Annotated in this window: 16 protein-coding genes; 7 read left to right on the top strand and 9 right to left on the bottom strand. The window is 60.8% G+C overall.

Translation table 11 applies throughout. From position 1 onward, the window contains the following. Positions 1 to 279: 279 nt before the first annotated feature. From AC72UB_RS05170 to AC72UB_RS05155, 4 genes are all read left to right on the top strand, one after another. Positions 280 to 1,911 (top strand): extracellular solute-binding protein, encoded by a 1,632-nt coding sequence (locus AC72UB_RS05170; protein ID WP_505188821.1) that lies wholly within the window; start codon positions 280 to 282, stop codon positions 1,909 to 1,911. A 134-nt stretch (positions 1,912 to 2,045) separates the two neighbouring features. Beyond that, positions 2,046 to 3,152, top strand: coding sequence for a carbohydrate ABC transporter permease (locus AC72UB_RS05165; RefSeq protein WP_505188820.1), 1,107 nt, complete (start codon positions 2,046 to 2,048; stop codon positions 3,150 to 3,152). Further along, positions 3,149 to 4,069, top strand: a complete 921-nt coding sequence (locus tag AC72UB_RS05160) for a carbohydrate ABC transporter permease (RefSeq protein WP_505188819.1) — start codon at positions 3,149 to 3,151, stop codon at positions 4,067 to 4,069. The genes AC72UB_RS05165 and AC72UB_RS05160 overlap by 4 nt, the downstream gene beginning before the upstream one ends. After that, entirely contained in the window at positions 4,069 to 4,524 is a 456-nt protein-coding gene (locus AC72UB_RS05155; RefSeq protein WP_463288640.1) for an RbsD/FucU family protein, read from the top strand. Before AC72UB_RS05160 ends, AC72UB_RS05155 begins: the two co-directional genes overlap by 1 nt. On the opposite strand, the gene AC72UB_RS05150 is transcribed toward AC72UB_RS05155, so the two are convergent. From AC72UB_RS05150 to AC72UB_RS05135, 4 genes are read right to left on the bottom strand one after another with little or no spacing between them, the layout of a single operon-like run. Beyond that, positions 4,473 to 5,270, bottom strand: a complete 798-nt coding sequence (locus tag AC72UB_RS05150; RefSeq protein ID WP_463288641.1) for a creatininase family protein — start codon at positions 5,268 to 5,270, stop codon at positions 4,473 to 4,475. The genes AC72UB_RS05155 and AC72UB_RS05150 overlap by 52 nt on opposite strands. After that, positions 5,267 to 6,742, bottom strand: a complete 1,476-nt coding sequence (locus AC72UB_RS05145) for an FGGY-family carbohydrate kinase (RefSeq protein ID WP_505188818.1) — start codon at positions 6,740 to 6,742, stop codon at positions 5,267 to 5,269. Before AC72UB_RS05145 ends, AC72UB_RS05150 begins: the two co-directional genes overlap by 4 nt. 3 nt (positions 6,743 to 6,745) lie before the next feature. After that, entirely contained in the window at positions 6,746 to 7,834 is a 1,089-nt protein-coding gene (locus AC72UB_RS05140; RefSeq protein ID WP_505188817.1) for a M42 family metallopeptidase, read from the bottom strand. Then, positions 7,831 to 8,643 carry a BtpA/SgcQ family protein gene (locus AC72UB_RS05135; protein WP_505188816.1) on the bottom strand — a complete coding sequence of 271 codons (813 nt, stop codon included), beginning with the start codon at positions 8,641 to 8,643 and terminating at the stop codon, positions 7,831 to 7,833. The genes AC72UB_RS05140 and AC72UB_RS05135 overlap by 4 nt, the downstream gene beginning before the upstream one ends. A gap of 93 nt (positions 8,644 to 8,736) precedes the next feature. On the opposite strand from AC72UB_RS05135, the gene AC72UB_RS05130 reads away from it, so the two are divergent. Further along, complete coding sequence (locus tag AC72UB_RS05130; RefSeq protein ID WP_505188815.1) at positions 8,737 to 9,759, top strand: aldo/keto reductase; 1,023 nt, start codon at positions 8,737 to 8,739, stop codon at positions 9,757 to 9,759. Here the strand turns inward: AC72UB_RS05130 and AC72UB_RS05125 are convergent, their stop codons facing one another. Continuing rightward, positions 9,760 to 10,725 carry a sugar phosphate isomerase/epimerase family protein gene (locus tag AC72UB_RS05125; protein WP_505188814.1) on the bottom strand — a complete coding sequence of 322 codons (966 nt, stop codon included), beginning with the start codon at positions 10,723 to 10,725 and terminating at the stop codon, positions 9,760 to 9,762. Then, positions 10,722 to 11,462 (bottom strand): GntR family transcriptional regulator, encoded by a 741-nt coding sequence (locus AC72UB_RS05120; protein ID WP_505188813.1) that lies wholly within the window; start codon positions 11,460 to 11,462, stop codon positions 10,722 to 10,724. Before AC72UB_RS05120 ends, AC72UB_RS05125 begins: the two co-directional genes overlap by 4 nt. Positions 11,463 to 11,534: 72 nt before the next feature. Here AC72UB_RS05120 and AC72UB_RS05115 point away from each other — a divergent pair, with 72 nt between their 5' ends. Beyond that, positions 11,535 to 13,046: a UxaA family hydrolase gene (locus AC72UB_RS05115; RefSeq protein ID WP_505188812.1), complete on the top strand. Its 1,512-nt coding sequence runs from the start codon at positions 11,535 to 11,537 to the stop codon at positions 13,044 to 13,046. Here the strand turns inward: AC72UB_RS05115 and AC72UB_RS05110 are convergent, their stop codons facing one another. Next, positions 13,047 to 13,892: an amidohydrolase family protein gene (locus tag AC72UB_RS05110; RefSeq protein WP_505188811.1), complete on the bottom strand. Its 846-nt coding sequence runs from the start codon at positions 13,890 to 13,892 to the stop codon at positions 13,047 to 13,049. A gap of 249 nt (positions 13,893 to 14,141) precedes the next feature. On the opposite strand from AC72UB_RS05110, the gene AC72UB_RS05105 reads away from it, so the two are divergent. Continuing rightward, positions 14,142 to 15,008 (top strand): PfkB family carbohydrate kinase, encoded by an 867-nt coding sequence (locus tag AC72UB_RS05105; RefSeq protein ID WP_505188810.1) that lies wholly within the window; start codon positions 14,142 to 14,144, stop codon positions 15,006 to 15,008. A 49-nt stretch (positions 15,009 to 15,057) separates the two neighbouring features. On the opposite strand, the gene AC72UB_RS05100 is transcribed toward AC72UB_RS05105, so the two are convergent. After that, a complete protein-coding gene (locus AC72UB_RS05100; RefSeq protein WP_505188809.1) occupies positions 15,058 to 15,906 on the bottom strand; it encodes a fumarylacetoacetate hydrolase family protein in 849 nt (282 codons plus the stop codon). A 10-nt stretch (positions 15,907 to 15,916) separates the two neighbouring features. Further along, positions 15,917 to 16,657 (bottom strand): SDR family oxidoreductase, encoded by a 741-nt coding sequence (locus tag AC72UB_RS05095; RefSeq protein ID WP_463288668.1) that lies wholly within the window; start codon positions 16,655 to 16,657, stop codon positions 15,917 to 15,919. Between the last annotated feature and the right edge of the window lie 325 nt (positions 16,658 to 16,982).

Here is a 16,982-nt window from a genome sequence, read left to right as displayed (position 1 = left end):
CCCCTTGAAGCCTGTTAAGATTTCTAACCGCACAGGACCGGCTCTGTCCATCCGCTGACCATACTAACATGTTAGAATCTTGACAGAGCCTTATTGCCTTGCGAAGCTGACCTAGGGGAAGCTGCTGTGCCGGGGACTAGGAGACCCCGAAACGTTTTTGTCAGCCCAAGACCACGTAACATTTTGGCCGAGGGCTGGCACCGCAAGAAACACCAAAATCAGAAACCAGACCCGAGGCGGAAGTTCCGATCCGGGCATGTTCCAAAGGGAGAAGCTATCTTGAAGGTTGATCTGTACGAGGCCATGTCACGGGCCAAACTCAGCCGTCGCCGCATGCTGCAGGGGTCTGCGGCTTTGGGCGCCATGGCTGCTATGCCGACGGTCATGGGCTATGGTCCGGCCATGGCACAAGATTCGGTGCGCGCCCAGATCCTGGCGATTCCGGGCGTGGGCAATGGCAGCCCGACCGATGCCGATTGGCAAAAGGTTGGTGAGCTGTGCCTTGGCGCCACCAAAGCGAACGTCGCCGAAGGTGAGTTTGCCGGCGTTGAATTGACCTTCATGGGTCTGAACAACCAGAACCTGCACAACCTGTTGTTCCGCGGCTTCCTCAAGCCATGGGAAACCTACACGGGTGCTAAGATCAACTGGATCGACCTTGCACAGGCCGACTATAACCCGCGTCTGCAGCAGGCCATCGCCACCGGAACCGTCGACTTCGACATCATCGAAATGGGCGCCCCCTTCGAAGGGGAGACCGCAGGCAAAGGCTTGCTGGACGAGATGCCGGATTGGGTTAAGACCCAGATCGAAGCCGATGACCTCGTGGGCTACCTCCAGCCCCCCGTCGGCACCTGGGATGGTAAATCCTACCGCATCACCATCGACGGCGACTGCCACACCTTCGCTTACCGCAAGGACTACTTCGGTGAGGGTGCCATTGGCGGAGCCGAGGTTCCCAAGACCTGGCAAGAGGTTAATGCGGTGTCGAAGGCCCTTATCGGCCAGACCGATCCGCTGACCGGCCTGCCCGCGCATGGCTATCTTGACCCGCTGAAGGGCTGGGGTGGCTTTGGTTTCTACTTCCTCGCCAACCGCGCCACGGCCTATGTCAAGCACCCCGACGATCGCGCTTGGCTGTTCGATCCTGACACCATGAAGCCCCGCGTCAACAACGAGGGCTGGGTTCAGGCGATTCAGGACGTGATGGACCTGATCGCAGCAGGGGCCTATCCGGCTGACCAGATCAACGCTGACCCCGGCACCACAGGCTTCTCGCAGTTCCTTGCCGGCACCGGCTCGATGCTGATGTGGTGGGGTGATATCGGGTCTTCGGCACGCACCTCCGACACCTCGGTCGTCGGCGATGTGGTGGGCTTCGGCATCAACCCGGGCTCCAGCCGCCGCTACAACTCGGTCGCGGGCGCATGGGAAGAAACCGCGAACGAAGCGCCGCTCATGGCATACATCGGCTGGGGCATCTATGTCACCAACCGCGTGTCGGGAGACGAGCAGAAGCGCAAGGCAGCATGGTCGGCCGCAGCCCATCTGGGCGGCAAGGACCTGTCGCTGTGGACGGCAGCCTACCCGTCGGGCTTCCAGCCCTATCGCAACAGCCACTTCGACTATGACGAATGGGCCGCTGCGGGCTATGACAAGGACTTCGTTGCCGATTACCTCGGCTCGAACGCCGACAGCTACAACCACCCGAACGCCGCCATTGAACCGCGTATCCCCGGTATCTTCCAGTACTACTCGGTTGCTGAGGATGAACTGGCCAAGGGCTATTCCGGTCAGTACGCTTCGGCGCAGGAAACTGCCGATGCCATCGCAGCGGCTTGGGAGAAGATCACCGACCAGATTGGCCGCGACAGCCAGATTGCGCTGTACAAAGCCAGCTTGGGCATGTGATCGGCACAAGGGTGGTGGGGCAATCCCGCCACCCAACCTGCGATCTGTCGGTGGGGATTTGCCTTATCTCGACGCCATAAAACCAAAAGCTGCGCAGGATATGCGCAGCTTTTCTTCCCAAGCGAGGCAGTCTTGTGAGCAGTTCAGGCGATCTTTTGCACGTTGTCACCAATGACAGCATTTCGGCGGGTCGCAAGACTTTTGGCCGTGTGATGATTTGGGGATCGGGGGCGTTGATGCTGCTGGTCGCGGCGGCGCAATTGCTACAGATGACCGGCTCTGCCGAGTTTGGTTTTGAAAACTGGCGACCCACGCTTTACGCCTACATTACATGGGCAATCTGTCTGTGCTGGGGTCAGGTTTTGCAGCACGGCGAACATGGAAAGCGCACGCTCTTTGTGTTGCCGGCGGCACTGTTTGTCATCTCATTGACGGTCTTTCCGTTGCTTTTTGGCCTGATCATCGCCTTTTCCGATTGGAACTTGTCCAGCCCTGATGGCCGTTCGTTCAATGGTTTGGACAATGTGCGCCAGATGTGGGCTGATCCGTTCTACTGGAACGCCATGCTGAATATGGTTTGGTATGTGCTTGCGATCCTTGTGGAATATGCCATCGCCTTTGCCCTTGCGCTGGCTCTGAATGCCGAGATCCGGGCGCGCAAATTCTTTCGCTTGGCGTTCTTGTTGCCGCTGATGCTGTCGCCGGTGGCGGTCAGCTGGATGATCGGCAAATCCATGCTGGAGCCGCGATTTGGCCCCATCGCCAGTCTGGGACGGGCCTTGGGTTGGGACGATCCGTCGTTCTTCGGCAGCCCATGGATTGCCAAGGCGACCATCATGGTGATGGACGCGTGGACCTTTATCCCGTTCATGATGATCATGATCTTGGCCGGCTTGCAGGCCATTCCCAAAGAACTTCATGAAGCCGCAAAAGTGGATGGTGCCAATGGCTGGCGTGCCTTTTGGGAGGTGACCTTCCCGATGATGCTGCCGGTGTCGATCACGGCGATTCTGATCCGCATCATCTTCAAGCTGAAACTGGCCGATATCGTCATCGCCGTCACCTCGGGCGGACCGGGCGGGGCGACGGATACGGTGACCAGTTTCATCTTCCGCGAATATCGTGACCGCTCGAACGTGGGCTATGGCACGCTCTTGGCCATGGTCTATCTGGTGGTGATCGTCATCGCGATGACATTGCTGATGAAACTCGCGGAACGCATTTCAAGGCCAAGAACATGAGAGACACCCAGATCTTCCATGACAGCCCGGCAGACCGGGCTCATCGGGTAAAGTGGTTCTCGGGACGACTGGCCGTTTATGTCCTGTTGATCCTTTGGGCGATCATCTGTCTTTTCCCGATCTACTGGACGCTGACCACCAGCTTTAAGATGGCCCCTGACGTGATGAAGGGGAACATGGTGCCTTGGGTCGATTTCACGCCGAAATGGCTGGGCTGGAAATCGCTGGGCCTGTCGCCTGATACCTGGGGCAATGAAAGCACGGTGCGGGCCGAGTTTCTCAAGCGCTTTGCCAATTCTGCGATCATTGCGGTGACCTCCTCGGTGCTGGCGGTGGCCTTGGGGTCTTTGGCCGCCTATGGCCTAAGCCGGTTCAGCTACAAATTCGCATGGATGCGGAACAGTGATATCTCGTTCTTCTTCTTGTCGCAGCTGATCTTGCCGCCCGTGGTCTTGGCGCTGCCGATGCTGGTCTTGTACAAAGAGCTGGCGCTGTTGGACACGCGGATCGGGTTGATCTTGCTGTACACGCTGTCGGTGCTGCCCATCGTCATCTGGATTATGCGCGATCAGTTTTCTTCCATTCCGACCGAGCTGGAAGAGGCCGCACTTGTGGATGGTTTGTCAATTTGGGGCGCCTTCGTGACCATCATTCTGCCCATCGCATTGCCGGGGATGGTCGCCGCTTTCATCTTGTCTTTGGTCTTGACGTGGAATGAGTATTTCTTTGCTGCCCTTCTGACCTCGACCCATTCCAACACCTTGCCGGTGATGGTGGCCAGCCAGACCGGCAGTCAGGGGATTTCGTGGTGGTCGATGGCCGCCTTGGCGTGGGCGGCGATATTGCCGTTGATCATCATCGGGGTGGTCTTGGAGCGCTATATCATCAAGGGCATGGCGGCAGGGGCGGTTAAGTAATGCTGAAGGGAATTGACCAACGCCTCAGCGCCGAGATCGTGCATGTGCTGATGCTGATGGGGCATGGCGATGATCTGGTGATCTGCGATGTGAACCATCCGGCGGCGACGATTGCGGCCGAGACGACCTATGGCAAGCTGATCGATATGGCGGGGTGCGATATTCCGACTGGGGCTGCCGCGATCTTGTCGCTGATGCCGCTTGATACTTTTGTGCCCGCTCCGGTGGCGCGGATGCAGGTGGTGGGAAACCCTGACGGAATCGTGCCGATTTTCGCGCGTATGCAGGCGGTGGTGGACCGTGCCGAAGGTCGCGCGGTCACGATTGCGCCTTTGGAGCGGTTTGCCTTCTACGAAGCCGCTAAGAAGTCCTTTGCCATCATCCGCACAGCGGATTCAGGGCCTTATGGCTGCTTCATCCTCAAGAAAGGTGTGGTGGAGTTGCCAGAGCTTTGATTGGGGCTTGGGTCTATCCCTAACACCTGCCGCAGATGGGCAAGCGCAAGTTGCACCCCGGCCTCGCCGAGCCCTGCGGACGCTGCGGCGGCACCTTCGGTATACCAATGCCCGCCGTCATTGACGCGGACGATGTCAACCGTCTCTGGCGCAAGCGCCTGCATCAGCGATGTCTCCCCCTGTCCAGCATGGTAGAATGGTAAGGTTGCGCCCTTGGGAAAGAGGGGATGAATCTGAATCCAATTGAACGGATTGGCTTTTTGGGTTTGGTCGGCGTAATAGTCCTGCATCTTGAAGTCTCCCCACCAGCCTGCGCCGCGTGTGCCTTCAAGGAACTTCATAATCGCATTGCGACCGGCGAGCCGAAAGGCAAGGTCCGTCGGCATGCCCTGATCGAAGGATTCGGTCTGGTGATGGATCACCCCATGAATGTTGCGAAAGCCCGCGCGCAGGAGGGCTGTGAACAACTGCTCGGCCAGTGGCAGAATGGCATTGGCATCAATATGCAGCGTGCCGGTGCCATCGGGACCCGCGACGGCATGGGAGGCGGCTCCATAGGCAAAGGGCGGCAGGGTGATGATCGCATCGTCCAGACGCTCAAGCACCTCGGTCACGGCCAGAAGGTTGACCCCGGCTGGCAAGTGCTGTCCGTGGTATTCCATGACGCCGATCGGCAGGACGACAGGTGTGTTCGCAGCAATCCCGGCCTGCAGTTGATGTGGGCGCAGGCGGGCAAATTGCGTCATGGGAGAGCCTGCATGATATCGCGGGTCTGGGCATAAAGCCGCTTCCACAGGGGGTATTGCACGGCATAGGCTGGAACGGCTTCGGGCTCAACCGTCCGCTCATTGGGGTTCCAACGGGCAATCTCAGCTTGTTTCGCGGCACCGATGGCAACGGCGGCCAAAAAGGCATTGCCATAGCTGGCTCCGACCGTCTTAGCGCAGACCTGTTGCGCGACCCCGCCAAAATCAGAGGTTGCTTGCAGCCAAAGCGCGTTCTTGGTGCCGCCGCCCACCGCCATCACCTGCGCTGGGCTGGCCCCTGCCTCGGCATAGGTTTCCAGAACATGAGCCGTGCCTGCGGCAATGCCTTCGACCACGGCGCGGAACATGTCGGCGCGGGTATGGGTCAGGTTCAGCCCAAAGAAGGCGCCGCGCGCATGGGGGTCATGGATCGGCGTCCGCTCGCCCGAGAAATAGGGCAGGCAGAGCAATCCCTTGGCCCCTTTCGGGCTGTCCTGCGCCTCGGCCACCAAGGAGGGAAAGTCGGTGTCACGCGCCAGTTGGTCACGGAACCAGTGCGTCAGCGTGCCCGAGGTGGCAAGCCCGGCCATCGAAGCATGGGTACCGGGGAACAGCCAGGGCGCATACCACAGGCGGGGATCACGCACGGGATCGGCGGTGACCTGAATGATGAAGATGGTCGATCCATACATCATCATCATCTGGCCGGGGCGCTGCACGCCAACCGACACCGCCTCGGCCGCCGCATCAATGGTGCCGCAGGTCACCGGCGTGCCCATGGCAAGGCCGGTTTCAGCCGCGGCCTCAGCCGTGACATGGCCCGCAATCTCGGTGGACCACATCAGGCGCGGCAGTTTCTCTAGCGGCAGAATGTCGGACGCCAGATCATCGGTCCAATCCTGCCGGGCCACATCATAGAGCGGCGAGAAATTGGCGGCGGTATAGTGATCGATCACATATTCGCCGGTCAGTTTCCACGTCAGATAGCTGGTCGAGGACAGGACCATCGCGGTCTGGGCGTAAAGATCGGGATGGGTTTCCTTCAGCCACAGGATCTTGGGGCCCACCTGCTGGGAAGTCAGGGCATTGCCGCAACGGCGGTGGATGGTGTTCGCGCCGATCTGGGCGTTCAGGGCCGCGATCTGGTCGGTGGCGCGGGTGTCGACCCCATAAAGCACACCGTTCATCAAAGGCGCGCCTTTGGTATCGACGGGCAGCATGCACGGACCAATCGCCGAGGTGGCGACCGCCTTGATCTCGGTCGGGTCCAGCCCGGATTGCGCCAAAAGGGCGCGCGACAGAAAGACGAAATCGCCCCACCAATCCTCATCCGCGCGGTGCTCGGCCCAGCCTGCACGGGGCACGATCATTTTGTGCGGGCGGCTGGCGCTGGCGATGATCTGGCCTTGGGCGTCCACCAGAACGCCCTTGGATTCGAAGGTTCCGATGTCGATGCCAAGGGTGTGTGTCATGTCTTAGCGCGTCAGGATCATGTTGGGGGTGATGGCGGAAAGCGCGGTGTCCAAGAGGCTGACAAGCCCCTCGAGATCGGCCGGATCAACCACTTCTAGCGCCGAATGCGAATAGCGCATCGGAAAGCCGACATCGAGACATGCGACACCTTCGGGACCCATGAACTGAATGTAGCTGAGGTCCGTCAATGCGCCGGTATGGGCCGAGCGTTGCAAGGGAAGGGCGGCGGTTTCGGCTGCCGCTTCCATCAGGCTCACAAGGGCAGGGTGGGGGATGACACCATTCAGGGTACCACGGCCGTGGAAGGAGTAAAGCGAGATGCCCGGCCCGCCGCCCAGCGTGACATCGCCGCGCGCGGTCATGTCGGGGGTGTCGCAAGCGAGCAAGAGGTCAATCTGCAAAGCAATCGCCGGGTTTAGCGCCGTCGCGGCGGGCAAGACGCCGCGCAGGTTGTATTCCTCTTGCACCGACCAGACGAAATGGACAGTGGGGCCGGGTTTCCCCTGCCGCGCCTCAACCAGTTTCAAGAGCGCCGCGCAGCCTGCACGGTCATCGACCGAGGTGCCCGCGATGCGGCCATTGGCCAGCGAAAGGGCACGCGGCAGATAGGTGACCGCGGTGCCAATGCGCACGCCTGCGGCTTCGGCCTCGGCTTTGCTGGCAAAGCCTGCGTCCACGTAAAGATCAGCATAGGGCAGGACCTTGTATTTTTCATCCGGCCCGGTGGCGTGGTGGCTTTTGTTGGCGATCAACGCCGGCAGGTCGCCTTTGTCAGTGCACAAGACCACCGCTTGCGCAGGCAGCGCGCGTTCGGGCACGCCGCCAAGCCGTTCCAGCCGGATGAGGCCGTTCGCCTCGATCTTGCGAACGATGAACCCCAGCTGGTCCATATGGGTAAAGATTATCACCGAGGGCAGCGTAGGGTCGCCGGGCAGGGTGCAAGACAGGTTGCCCAACCGGTCCGAGCGATGGGGCAAACCAAGGGCATCGAGATGGGTCTTGATCGCCGTGGCCACGCGGGTTTCATAGCCCGCAAGGCCGGGGATCAGCATCAATTCAACCGTCAGATCGGCAACCGAAGGCAGGGTCATTTGCCGCCCCGTGCCGCGCGTACACGGGCCATGAAGTCTGCTGCGCGGTCAGGGTCAACGGAGGCCCATGTGTCTCCGCCGTGTTTCAAGGCTGATCCCACGATGCAGCCATCGGCCACCGCCAGCACATCGGCCACAGTGGCATGTTTCACCCCGGTGTTGGCCAGCACGGGCGTGTTGGGCAAGGCGCGTTTGACGCCTTCGAGATCGACCATCGCCGCCGCCTCGCCCGTAATGGCGCCGGACACCAGCACCGCATCGGGGATTGAGGAGAATACCGCGGAGCGGGCGCGATCCGGCAGCGGGCGGCGGTCAAGGCTGTCGGCAAATTCAGCGGACACGTTGTAAAGCCGCGCCACACCGCCCGCACCCAGCCGATTGGCATAGCGCACAGCGGCGCCTGCGTCCGGGGCCCAGATGCCCATGTCCGAGGCATAGGTGCCGGTGAAAATCTCACGCACGAACCGCGCCCCTGTGGCCGCAGCCACGGCAAAGCTGGACTGCGGGTCCCACAGCACATTCACCCCAAAAGGCACGGTGATCTCATCGCGCAGGCGGCCAATCACATAGGCCATGGTCGCCGAGGTGGCCGTGTCGACCTTCAATTCATAAGGGCGGTCGTTTTCGTTGCCAAACATCACCGCATCAAACCCGGCGGCTTGCAGGGCGTGCAGATCGGCGCGGGCGGCGGCCAGAATGCCTTCGACGCCGCGCTCGGCGTCATAGAGCGGTGCGCCGGGCGACGCGCCCAAGTGCACCATAGCAATGACCGGTTTATTGGCCCCGAAAACGTCTTGAAAGCGTGACATCTTTTCCTCCCTGATACATGCCACGCTATCGCGAAAAATATTGGACGGAAAGCAGGATCATACTAGCATGCCAGTGGATTTGGGAGAACGCAGATGCTGGCAACACGACACTGGGACCGACTGGGCAATGGCGGTCTGACGTTTACGAAATTGGGCTTTGGTGCCGCGCCCATCGCCAATCTGTATCGGGCGATTTCGGACGATGCCGCACATGCCGTGTTGACCGCCGCTTGGGACGCCGGTCTGCGCTATTTCGACACCGCGCCCTTGTATGGCTATGGGCTGTCGGAAACCCGGCTGAACCGATTTTTGCGCGACAAACCGCGCGAGGACTATGTGCTCTCCACCAAGATTGGCCGCCTGTTGCGCGTGTCAGATGCGGCGTCGCGCGATGGGGTCGGCAAGTGGTTCGACATTCCCTCTCGGGTGGGGGTCTATGACTACGGCTATGACGCGACAATGCGCTGTCTGGAGATTTCGCTAGAGCGGCTGGGTGTGGACCGGGTCGATATTCTCTATGCCCATGATCTGGATGTGTTCAATCACGGAACGGCTGCGGCGTTGCAGGCGCGTCTAGATGAATTCATGGCGGGCGGCTATCGCGCGCTGTTGGATCTGCGTGATCAGGGGGTCATTCGGGCGTTTGGCGCCGGTGTGAATGAATGGGAACCCTGCCAATGGATGCTGGAGCGGGGGGATTTCGACATTTTCCTGCTGGCTGGGCGCTATACATTGCTGGAACAAGAGGCGCTGCAAAGCTTTCTTCCCATGGCCACCTCGCGGGGTGTTGGGGTTGTGGTGGGCGGGCCCTATAACTCGGGCGTTTTGGCCACCGGGCCAAAGCCCGGCGCGTTTTACAATTATGACCCAGCCCCGGAATGGGTTTTGAAGCGCGCTGGGCAATTGCAAGAGGTCTGCGCGGCCCATGGCGTGCGGCTGGTGGATGCCGCGTTCCAATTCCCGCTGCGCCACCCGGCTGTGGTGTCGGTCATTCCCGGCGGGCAGGGAGTGTCCGAGATGGCCGCCAATGTGGCGGCCGCAACCGCCGTAATCCCTGATGCGCTCTGGCATGACTTGAAGGCGCGGGGCTTGATGCGCGCTGACGCTCCGGTCTGATCAACCGCCGTAAAGGGCGGCCGTCACGATCCGCGTGGCGGCTGCGGCGTCTTGGGTGGCCTGCGCGCGCGCCAGTGCCTCATTGGTCGCAAGGCTTGACGCCAATCGGCGCAGCCGATCTGTCACTGCGATATTGGCCCGCGCCTCGCCCACCGGGTCGGTGCCGCCATGATCGGGGAAGGTATCAAAATAGATCACCCCGTCATAGCCCGCCCGGTCCAGCGCCACGAAGAGTTCAACCGTCTGCACCGGATGGACCGACCCCGCGATCAGCCCGTCATCGCGCTTGCCATAGCCGTCGTTCAGGTGAACCCCCAAAATCCGGCTGTGGCGCGCGGCCAACATGGCGGCGCGCGCGGGCATTTCCCCGGCAAAGAGCATGTGGCAGAAATCCAGCGTGACGCCGGTATTGGCGCGGCCCACCTCGGACAGGGCCAGAAGGGTGGTGGTCATATCGGGCATGACCACATGGGCGCGCGGCTCATTCGGTTTGTATTCAATGGCGATGTCGATGCTGGGGTTATGGTCGGCCACCTCGGCAATTGCGGTAATGCTGTCATCCCACATGCGCGCGTAATCGGCCTGAAAGCTGTAGTCGAAACCGTCTTGCCCCATCCACAGCGTCATCAACCGCCCGCCCATTGCAGCCAGTGCATCCAAACCCCGCTTGGTCACATCAATCGCGGCGCGGCGCACCTTGGGGTCAGGGTTGCTGAAGGCACCCAGCCGAAAGCCGGGGTCGGTGTAATAGCGCATGGCAAGACCGTTCAGCGCCATGCCATGATCTGCCAAAAGCCGCGACAGGTCCGCCGGGGAATGGTGGTCGAAATGGTCGGGAAAGTTCAGATCCGCCGCATCCAGCCCGCCAACGCGCCCCGCGGCCGCAATCATCTGGGCCACCGTATCGCCCTTTTGCTTGAAGGCATTCAGCCGGGTGGCATAGCGCGGACGATTTGGCAGGGTCATGATTGTCCTTGAGTCAAGAAGAGGTCTGGCCGCTCACGCTCAAGCGGTTGCAGATAGGTCAGCAACTGGCGCAGATGATGCTGAACGGCCCGGCGCGCGGCTTGCGGGTTATGCGCCTCGAATGCGGTTAGGATCGCACGGTGTTCTTCTAATGTGGCCTGCAACCGACCCTCAACTGGCAAGATCAACTGGCGCGCCCGGTGCACGTTCAGCCATGCGGTTTGTGAGACATGGGGCAGTCGGGGAAAGCCGGTGTAGGACAAGATCATGTCATGCATCTGCCCATCCAGTTGCATGAACCCCTGCTGATCGCCATCTGACACCAGCGCCTCTTGCATCAGTAGGTTGCGACGAAGCTCGCGCAATTGGTCATCGGTGATCTGTGTGGCCACCAGCTCTGCCGCGGCCATTTCAATGGCCTCGCGGATGAATGAGCCTTCGCGGATGTCGGTCATCGACAATCTGGCCACGAAGGTGCCTGCTTGCGGAACGACATCAACCAAACCATCGGTGGCAAGGCGCGCGACGGCATCGGCGACCGGGCTGCGCGAGACGCCCAGAAAATCACAAATCTCCGGCTTGCGGATGATCTCGCCCGGCCGATAGGCCAGCGTCAAAATGGCATGCTGCAGGCTTTGGTAGACCCGATTGCCCAACGTCCCCTTGAACCGGTCAAGCGGCAGCAGCCGCGACGCTCCATTCAACTCTTGTGATCCGGACTTGGGTTCCTGTAGCATGCTAACATGTTAGGCCTGACGATCCGCCTGTCAAGAAACTGCGCGGGCGGCCGCAAGAATAAGGGTGACGTTATGGCAGACGCTATTATCCGATTGCACGCGATTGACAACCTTGTCATCGCACTGACCGATTTGCCCAAGGGCGCGACACCTGCCGGTTTGGGCGTGACGCTGCCCGGCGCGGTTCCGCGTGGCCACAAGATAGCGGCTTGCGCAATTGCGAAGGGCGAGACGGTTTTGCGCTATGGGCAGTCGATCGGTCAGGCGACTGAGGATATTCCGGCAGGGGGGCATATTCACAGCCATAACCTTGGTATGGGCCCGCACAGCACCGACTATGCCATCGGCCAGCAGGCCACCCCGCTACCACCTTTGGCGGAACGCACGTTCATGGGCTATCACCGCTCTGACGGGCAGGTCGGAACGCGCAATTACATCGGCATCCTGACCTCGGTGAACTGTTCGGGATCGGTGGCGCGGTTCATCGCCGAGGCCGCCGAGAAAGACCCAATCTTGTCGTCGATGCCCAATATTGATGGGTTTGTGCCCATCGTTCATAACTCGGGCTGCGGTATGTCGGGTGTGAATGAGGGCTATGACACCCTGATGCGCACCCTGAAGGGCTATGCGCGCAACGCGAATTTTGGCGGCATTTTGCTGGTCGGTCTGGGATGTGAAGTCTTGCAGGTGCCTGATCTGGTGGGGCAGGGCCGCCTGCGCCCCGATGGCAATTTTCGCTACATGACCATTCAGGGTACCGGCGGCACGCGGGCCACCATTGCCAAAGGGCTGGAGGTGCTGCGCGAGATGGCCGAGGTGGCCGCCAAGGTCGCCCGCGCGCCTGCGCCGGTGTCAAAGCTGACGATTGGCCTGCAATGCGGCGGGTCTGATGGCTATTCGGGGATCACGGCCAATCCGGCTTTGGGTGTGGCCAGTGATCTTCTGGTGCGTATGGGGGGCACGACGATTCTGTCGGAAACGCCCGAGATCTACGGTGCCGAGCACCTGTTGACCCGCCGCGCGGTCAACACAGAGGTGGGCGAAAAGCTGATTGAGCGCATCAAGTGGTGGGAACACTATACCGCCCTCAACGGCGGCGAGATGGACAACAACCCAAGCCCCGGCAACAAGCGCGGCGGGCTGACGACCATTTTGGAAAAATCGCTTGGGGCTGTGGCCAAAGGCGGGACTGCACCTTTGGTCGGGGTCTACAAATTCGCCGAGCCGATCACGACGCCGGGTTTTGTCTATATGGACAGCCCCGGCTATGACCCTTGCTCGGTCACCGGCCAGATCGCCAGCGGGGCCACCATGATCGTGTTCACCACCGGCCGCGGTTCGGTTTCAGGCTACAAGCCCAGCCCCTGCATAAAGCTCGCGACCAACAATGAGATGTATCAGCGGATGGCTGAGGATATGGACATCAACTGCGGGGACATCATCGACGGGGTGAGCATCGAGGCGAAGGGCGCGGAAATCTTGGAAAAGATCATCGCGGTTGCTTCGGGTGAGCAAACCTTGTCCGAGGAACTCGGCTTTGGCGGGGCCGAGTTTGTGCCTTGGCAGTTGGGCGCGGTGATGTAGTCAGGCGAGCCTGTAAAACTGGCGCGCGGTGTTGCGGTATATCTGGCGCTGCTCGTCGGGGCTCAGATCGGCAATCAACTGGTCGACGATTTCCACCCATGCAGGATAGGTGATGGCAAGGGTCGAAACCGGCCAGTCGCCGCCAAACATCAGCCGATTTGGGCCAAAGGCATCAAGCGCCACATCGAGATAAGGGCGCAAGGTTTCTGCCGTCCAATCGGCGGCAGCTTCGGTGGCGACACCTGACAGCTTGCACAGCACATTGTCCCGCTGTGCCATGTCAAACATCTGATCGGCCCAAGGCTGCATCAGGCCCGCCTTGATGCCGGGCTTGGCGATGTGGTCGATAACGATCATGGTCTTTGGGCAGGCATCCGCCAAAGCGATGGAGGCAGGCAACTGCCAGTGCTTGATGCACATGTCGAAAGACAGGCCGTAATCTGGCAACGCTTTAACCCCAGAAATGAAATCTGGCTGCAGGCAGAAATCGGCATCGGGTTCGTCTTGATAGATGCGCCGCGCGCCTTTGACCTTGGCCATCGCGGCGAGGCTTTCAAGATGCGGACGCACAGCGTCGCCCTGTTCCAGCGGCGCATGGCAGACCATCGCGGCAATGCGCGGGTCGGCTTTGGCTTGCTCCAGAACCCAACGCGCCTCATCCAGCGATTGATGGGGCGCGGCTGCACATTCCAGGAACACCATGGACTCAACCTGCACAGGGCCTGTTGCGGATTGAAAGTCGCGGGGCAGGAAGGCTTGATCCAGCGGACCTGACAGCCAAGGGTAGGTCAGGTGCTGGGGGTCCCAAAGGTGCAAATGACTGTCGATGATCGGGAAATTCGGCATGTGCGGTCCTGTCGTCGGCTCTTGTGCCGCCGATGCTACACATTTGGCGCAAAGCGCGATAGCCGCCTGCTCGCGGTGTGCGGTGGCGAAAGCCACCCTCAAAACCGCATCGCAGGGTTGCCTATGGCGCGGATGACCCCGATGATGCCGCCGAGTTGGCCGTCATCGCGATCTTGGCAAACCAACGCTTTACCCCCGATGTCTGGCGCGCCTGCCCTGCGCCGGACAAACCCTTAGCCGAGGCGCGATATGCCCCAAACCACTGTTCTGACCGTTGGCAGCCTGCACTATGACATCATGGTCAAGGCCGACCATTTGCCGCGCAAGGATGAGACCTCTGTCGGGTCGCGCTGGTATCCCAAATTCGGGGGCAAGGGGGGCAATCAGGCGGTCGCGGTGGCCCGCGCGGGCGTTGCCAGCCGCATGTTCGGGGCCGTGGGCGAGGATGACTTTGGCACGTTCCTGCGCCGGGCCTTGCGGGGGGCGGGGGTGGAGGATGGATTTGTCACCACCCTTTCCGGCGTTGGTTCGGGCATGAGTGTGGCGATTATGGACGCCGAGGGCGATTATGCGGCCACCATCGTGTCTGGGGCCAATCTGCAATCTGATCCTGCTGCCTTGGCCGACCCAGCCCTTTGGCATGGCATCGGCCTTTTGATCCTACAAAATGAGGTGCCCGAAGCGCTGAACATCGCCGCGGCCCACCAAGCCAAGTCGCGCGGCATCCACACGATTTTGAACGCCGCCCCAGCGCGCGACTTGTCGGATGACCTGATCGGTTTGATCGACCTTTTGGTGGTCAATGCCGTCGAGGCCGAGATGATGGGGGCGAAGCCCGTGGACAGCCTCTCCAGCGCGGCCGATGCCGCCAAACAGCTTTCCTTACGTTTCCCTGCTGTGATTGTGACGGCGGGTAGCAAAGGTCTGGCGGCAGTGGATGCAGACGGGCAAGGCTTTACCGTGCCTGCCGAGAAGGTCAAACTGGTGTCCAGCCACGGCGCAGGCGACGCGTTTATTGGCGCGCTTTGTGCCGCCTTGGTACAGCCAAAGTCTTTGTACGAGGCTGCCAAAGCCGCTTCACACGCCGCCGCCTTACATGTGAGCACGCAAGACTGAGGGGGATTTCACCCCCTAGATCTCGCCGTGCTTGGCCGGACAGTCAGGTTTACTCTGGGTCGGCGATCACGTCTTGGCGCTGCTGGCCAAGTCCTGCGATGCCAAGTTCGACGACATCCCCGGCCTTCAGGTAGTGCGGCGGCTTTTGGCCCAGCCCCACGCCGGGTGGGGTGCCAGTCGAAATCACATCGCCGGGATGCAGCGTCATGAACTGCGACAGATAGCTGACCAGATGCGCCACGCCATAAACCATCGTTTTGGTCGAGCCGTTCTGATAGGTCTTGCCATTCACTGTCAGCCACATGGGCATGTCTTGCGGATCGGCCACCTCATCGCGCGTCACCAGCCACGGGCCGATCTGGCCAAAGTTGTCGCAGGATTTGCCCTTGGTCCACTGACCAGACCGTTCGATCTGAAAGGCGCGTTCTGACACGTCATTCGTCACGGCATAGCCTGCCACGTGGTTTAGCGCCTGCGCTTCGGACACGTATTTGGCGCGGGTACCGATGATGACGGCCAACTCCACCTCCCAGTCGGTTTTCTCGGAGCCACGCGGGATGATGATGGGGTCATTCGGGCCGCAGATTGCGGATGTGGCCTTCATGAAGATGATCGGCTCGGGTGGCACTGTGGCGCCAGTTTCGGCCGCGTGGTCGGAGTAGTTCAGACCGATGCAGATGAATTTTCCCGTGCCGGCAACGCAAGGGCCAAGCCGGGTTCCGCTTGGCACCACTGGCAGGGTGCTGGCATCAATCCCGCGCAGCATTGCGATGCCTGCATCTGATAGAACATGCCCGCCGATATCGGGGACCAGTCCCGTCAGATCCCGGATTGTGCCGTCTGAGTGCAAGAGGCCGGGTTTTTCCGCGCCCGACAGGCCGTGCCGCAGTAGTTTCATCTCTGTCTCCTCAGGTGTTGGCCCAGCCGCCGTCGATGATATGGGCGACGCCGGTAGTGTAGGTGCTTTCATCGCTGGCCAAATAGACCACAAGCGCCGCAATCTCTTCTGGCAGGCCGATGCGACCAATGGGCTGTCGGGCGATGAACGCCTTGCGAGCAGCCTCATAATCGCCGGTGTCGCGCAGTCGCTGCTCGAGTGAGGGGCTTTCCACTGTGCCGGGGCAGATTGCGTTGCAGCGGATGCCCTTGGTGATGAAATCGGCGGCAATCGCCTTGGTCAGTCCGATCACCCCTGCCTTGGTCGCACCGTAGACAAAGCGGTTGGGGGCCGCGATGACCGAGGAGGCGACTGAGGCCATGTTGATGATTGAGCCGGATCCGGCTGCCAGCATCCCCGGCAGGAAGGCCCGGCACATGCGATACATCGCCGTCATGTTCAGATCGAGCGAGAAGGCCCATTGATCCTCGTCACAGTCAAGGATCGTACCGGCGGCCACGAAGCCCGCGCAGTTGAAAAGCACATCCACAGGGCCAACAGCGGCCACCGCGGCGGCGATCGACGCCGGATCGCGCACGTCCAACACGCGGGTTTGCAGGCCCTCTTTCGCCAACTCTGCCAGCGCAGCCTCGTTCACATCCGTGGCGATGACATGCGCCCCTTCGCGCGCCATGGCCAGTGCAGACGCCCGGCCAATGCCTTGACCTGCCGCCGTAACAAGCGCCGATTTTCCTTGCATACGTCCCATGATCTTTTCGCGCCCTTTGTCAGTTTGTGCTCTTTGGACCTGCAACAAGGTCGAGCCGATGGGTGTTTGGCCTTTCCAGACCGTGTTTCAATGCTGGTCACCGATCACTTCGGATCAAGGTCACCGACGATCATCGCAGCGGATCACGCGATAAGCTCTCACTCCTCCGACCGTTCCAGAATGGTTAGGCCTCCCTAGGACAGGTCAGTCTTGCCGCGCATTTCTTTGCGTCTGTGTGCTCGATTTGCGGGCCGATGACCCTCCTGATGAGAGAGCGACCATACGATACGAATTGGTAGCCACCGAAAAATAGGTTGTAAAGCGCAGA

Source organism: Allotabrizicola aquatica (SeqCode), from assembly GCF_965194375.1.
Classification (GTDB): Bacteria; Pseudomonadota; Alphaproteobacteria; order Rhodobacterales; family Rhodobacteraceae; genus Tabrizicola_A; species Tabrizicola_A aquatica.
The sequence above is the reverse complement of the archived record's forward strand: the minus strand, read 5'-3'. Positions and strand labels throughout refer to the sequence as shown.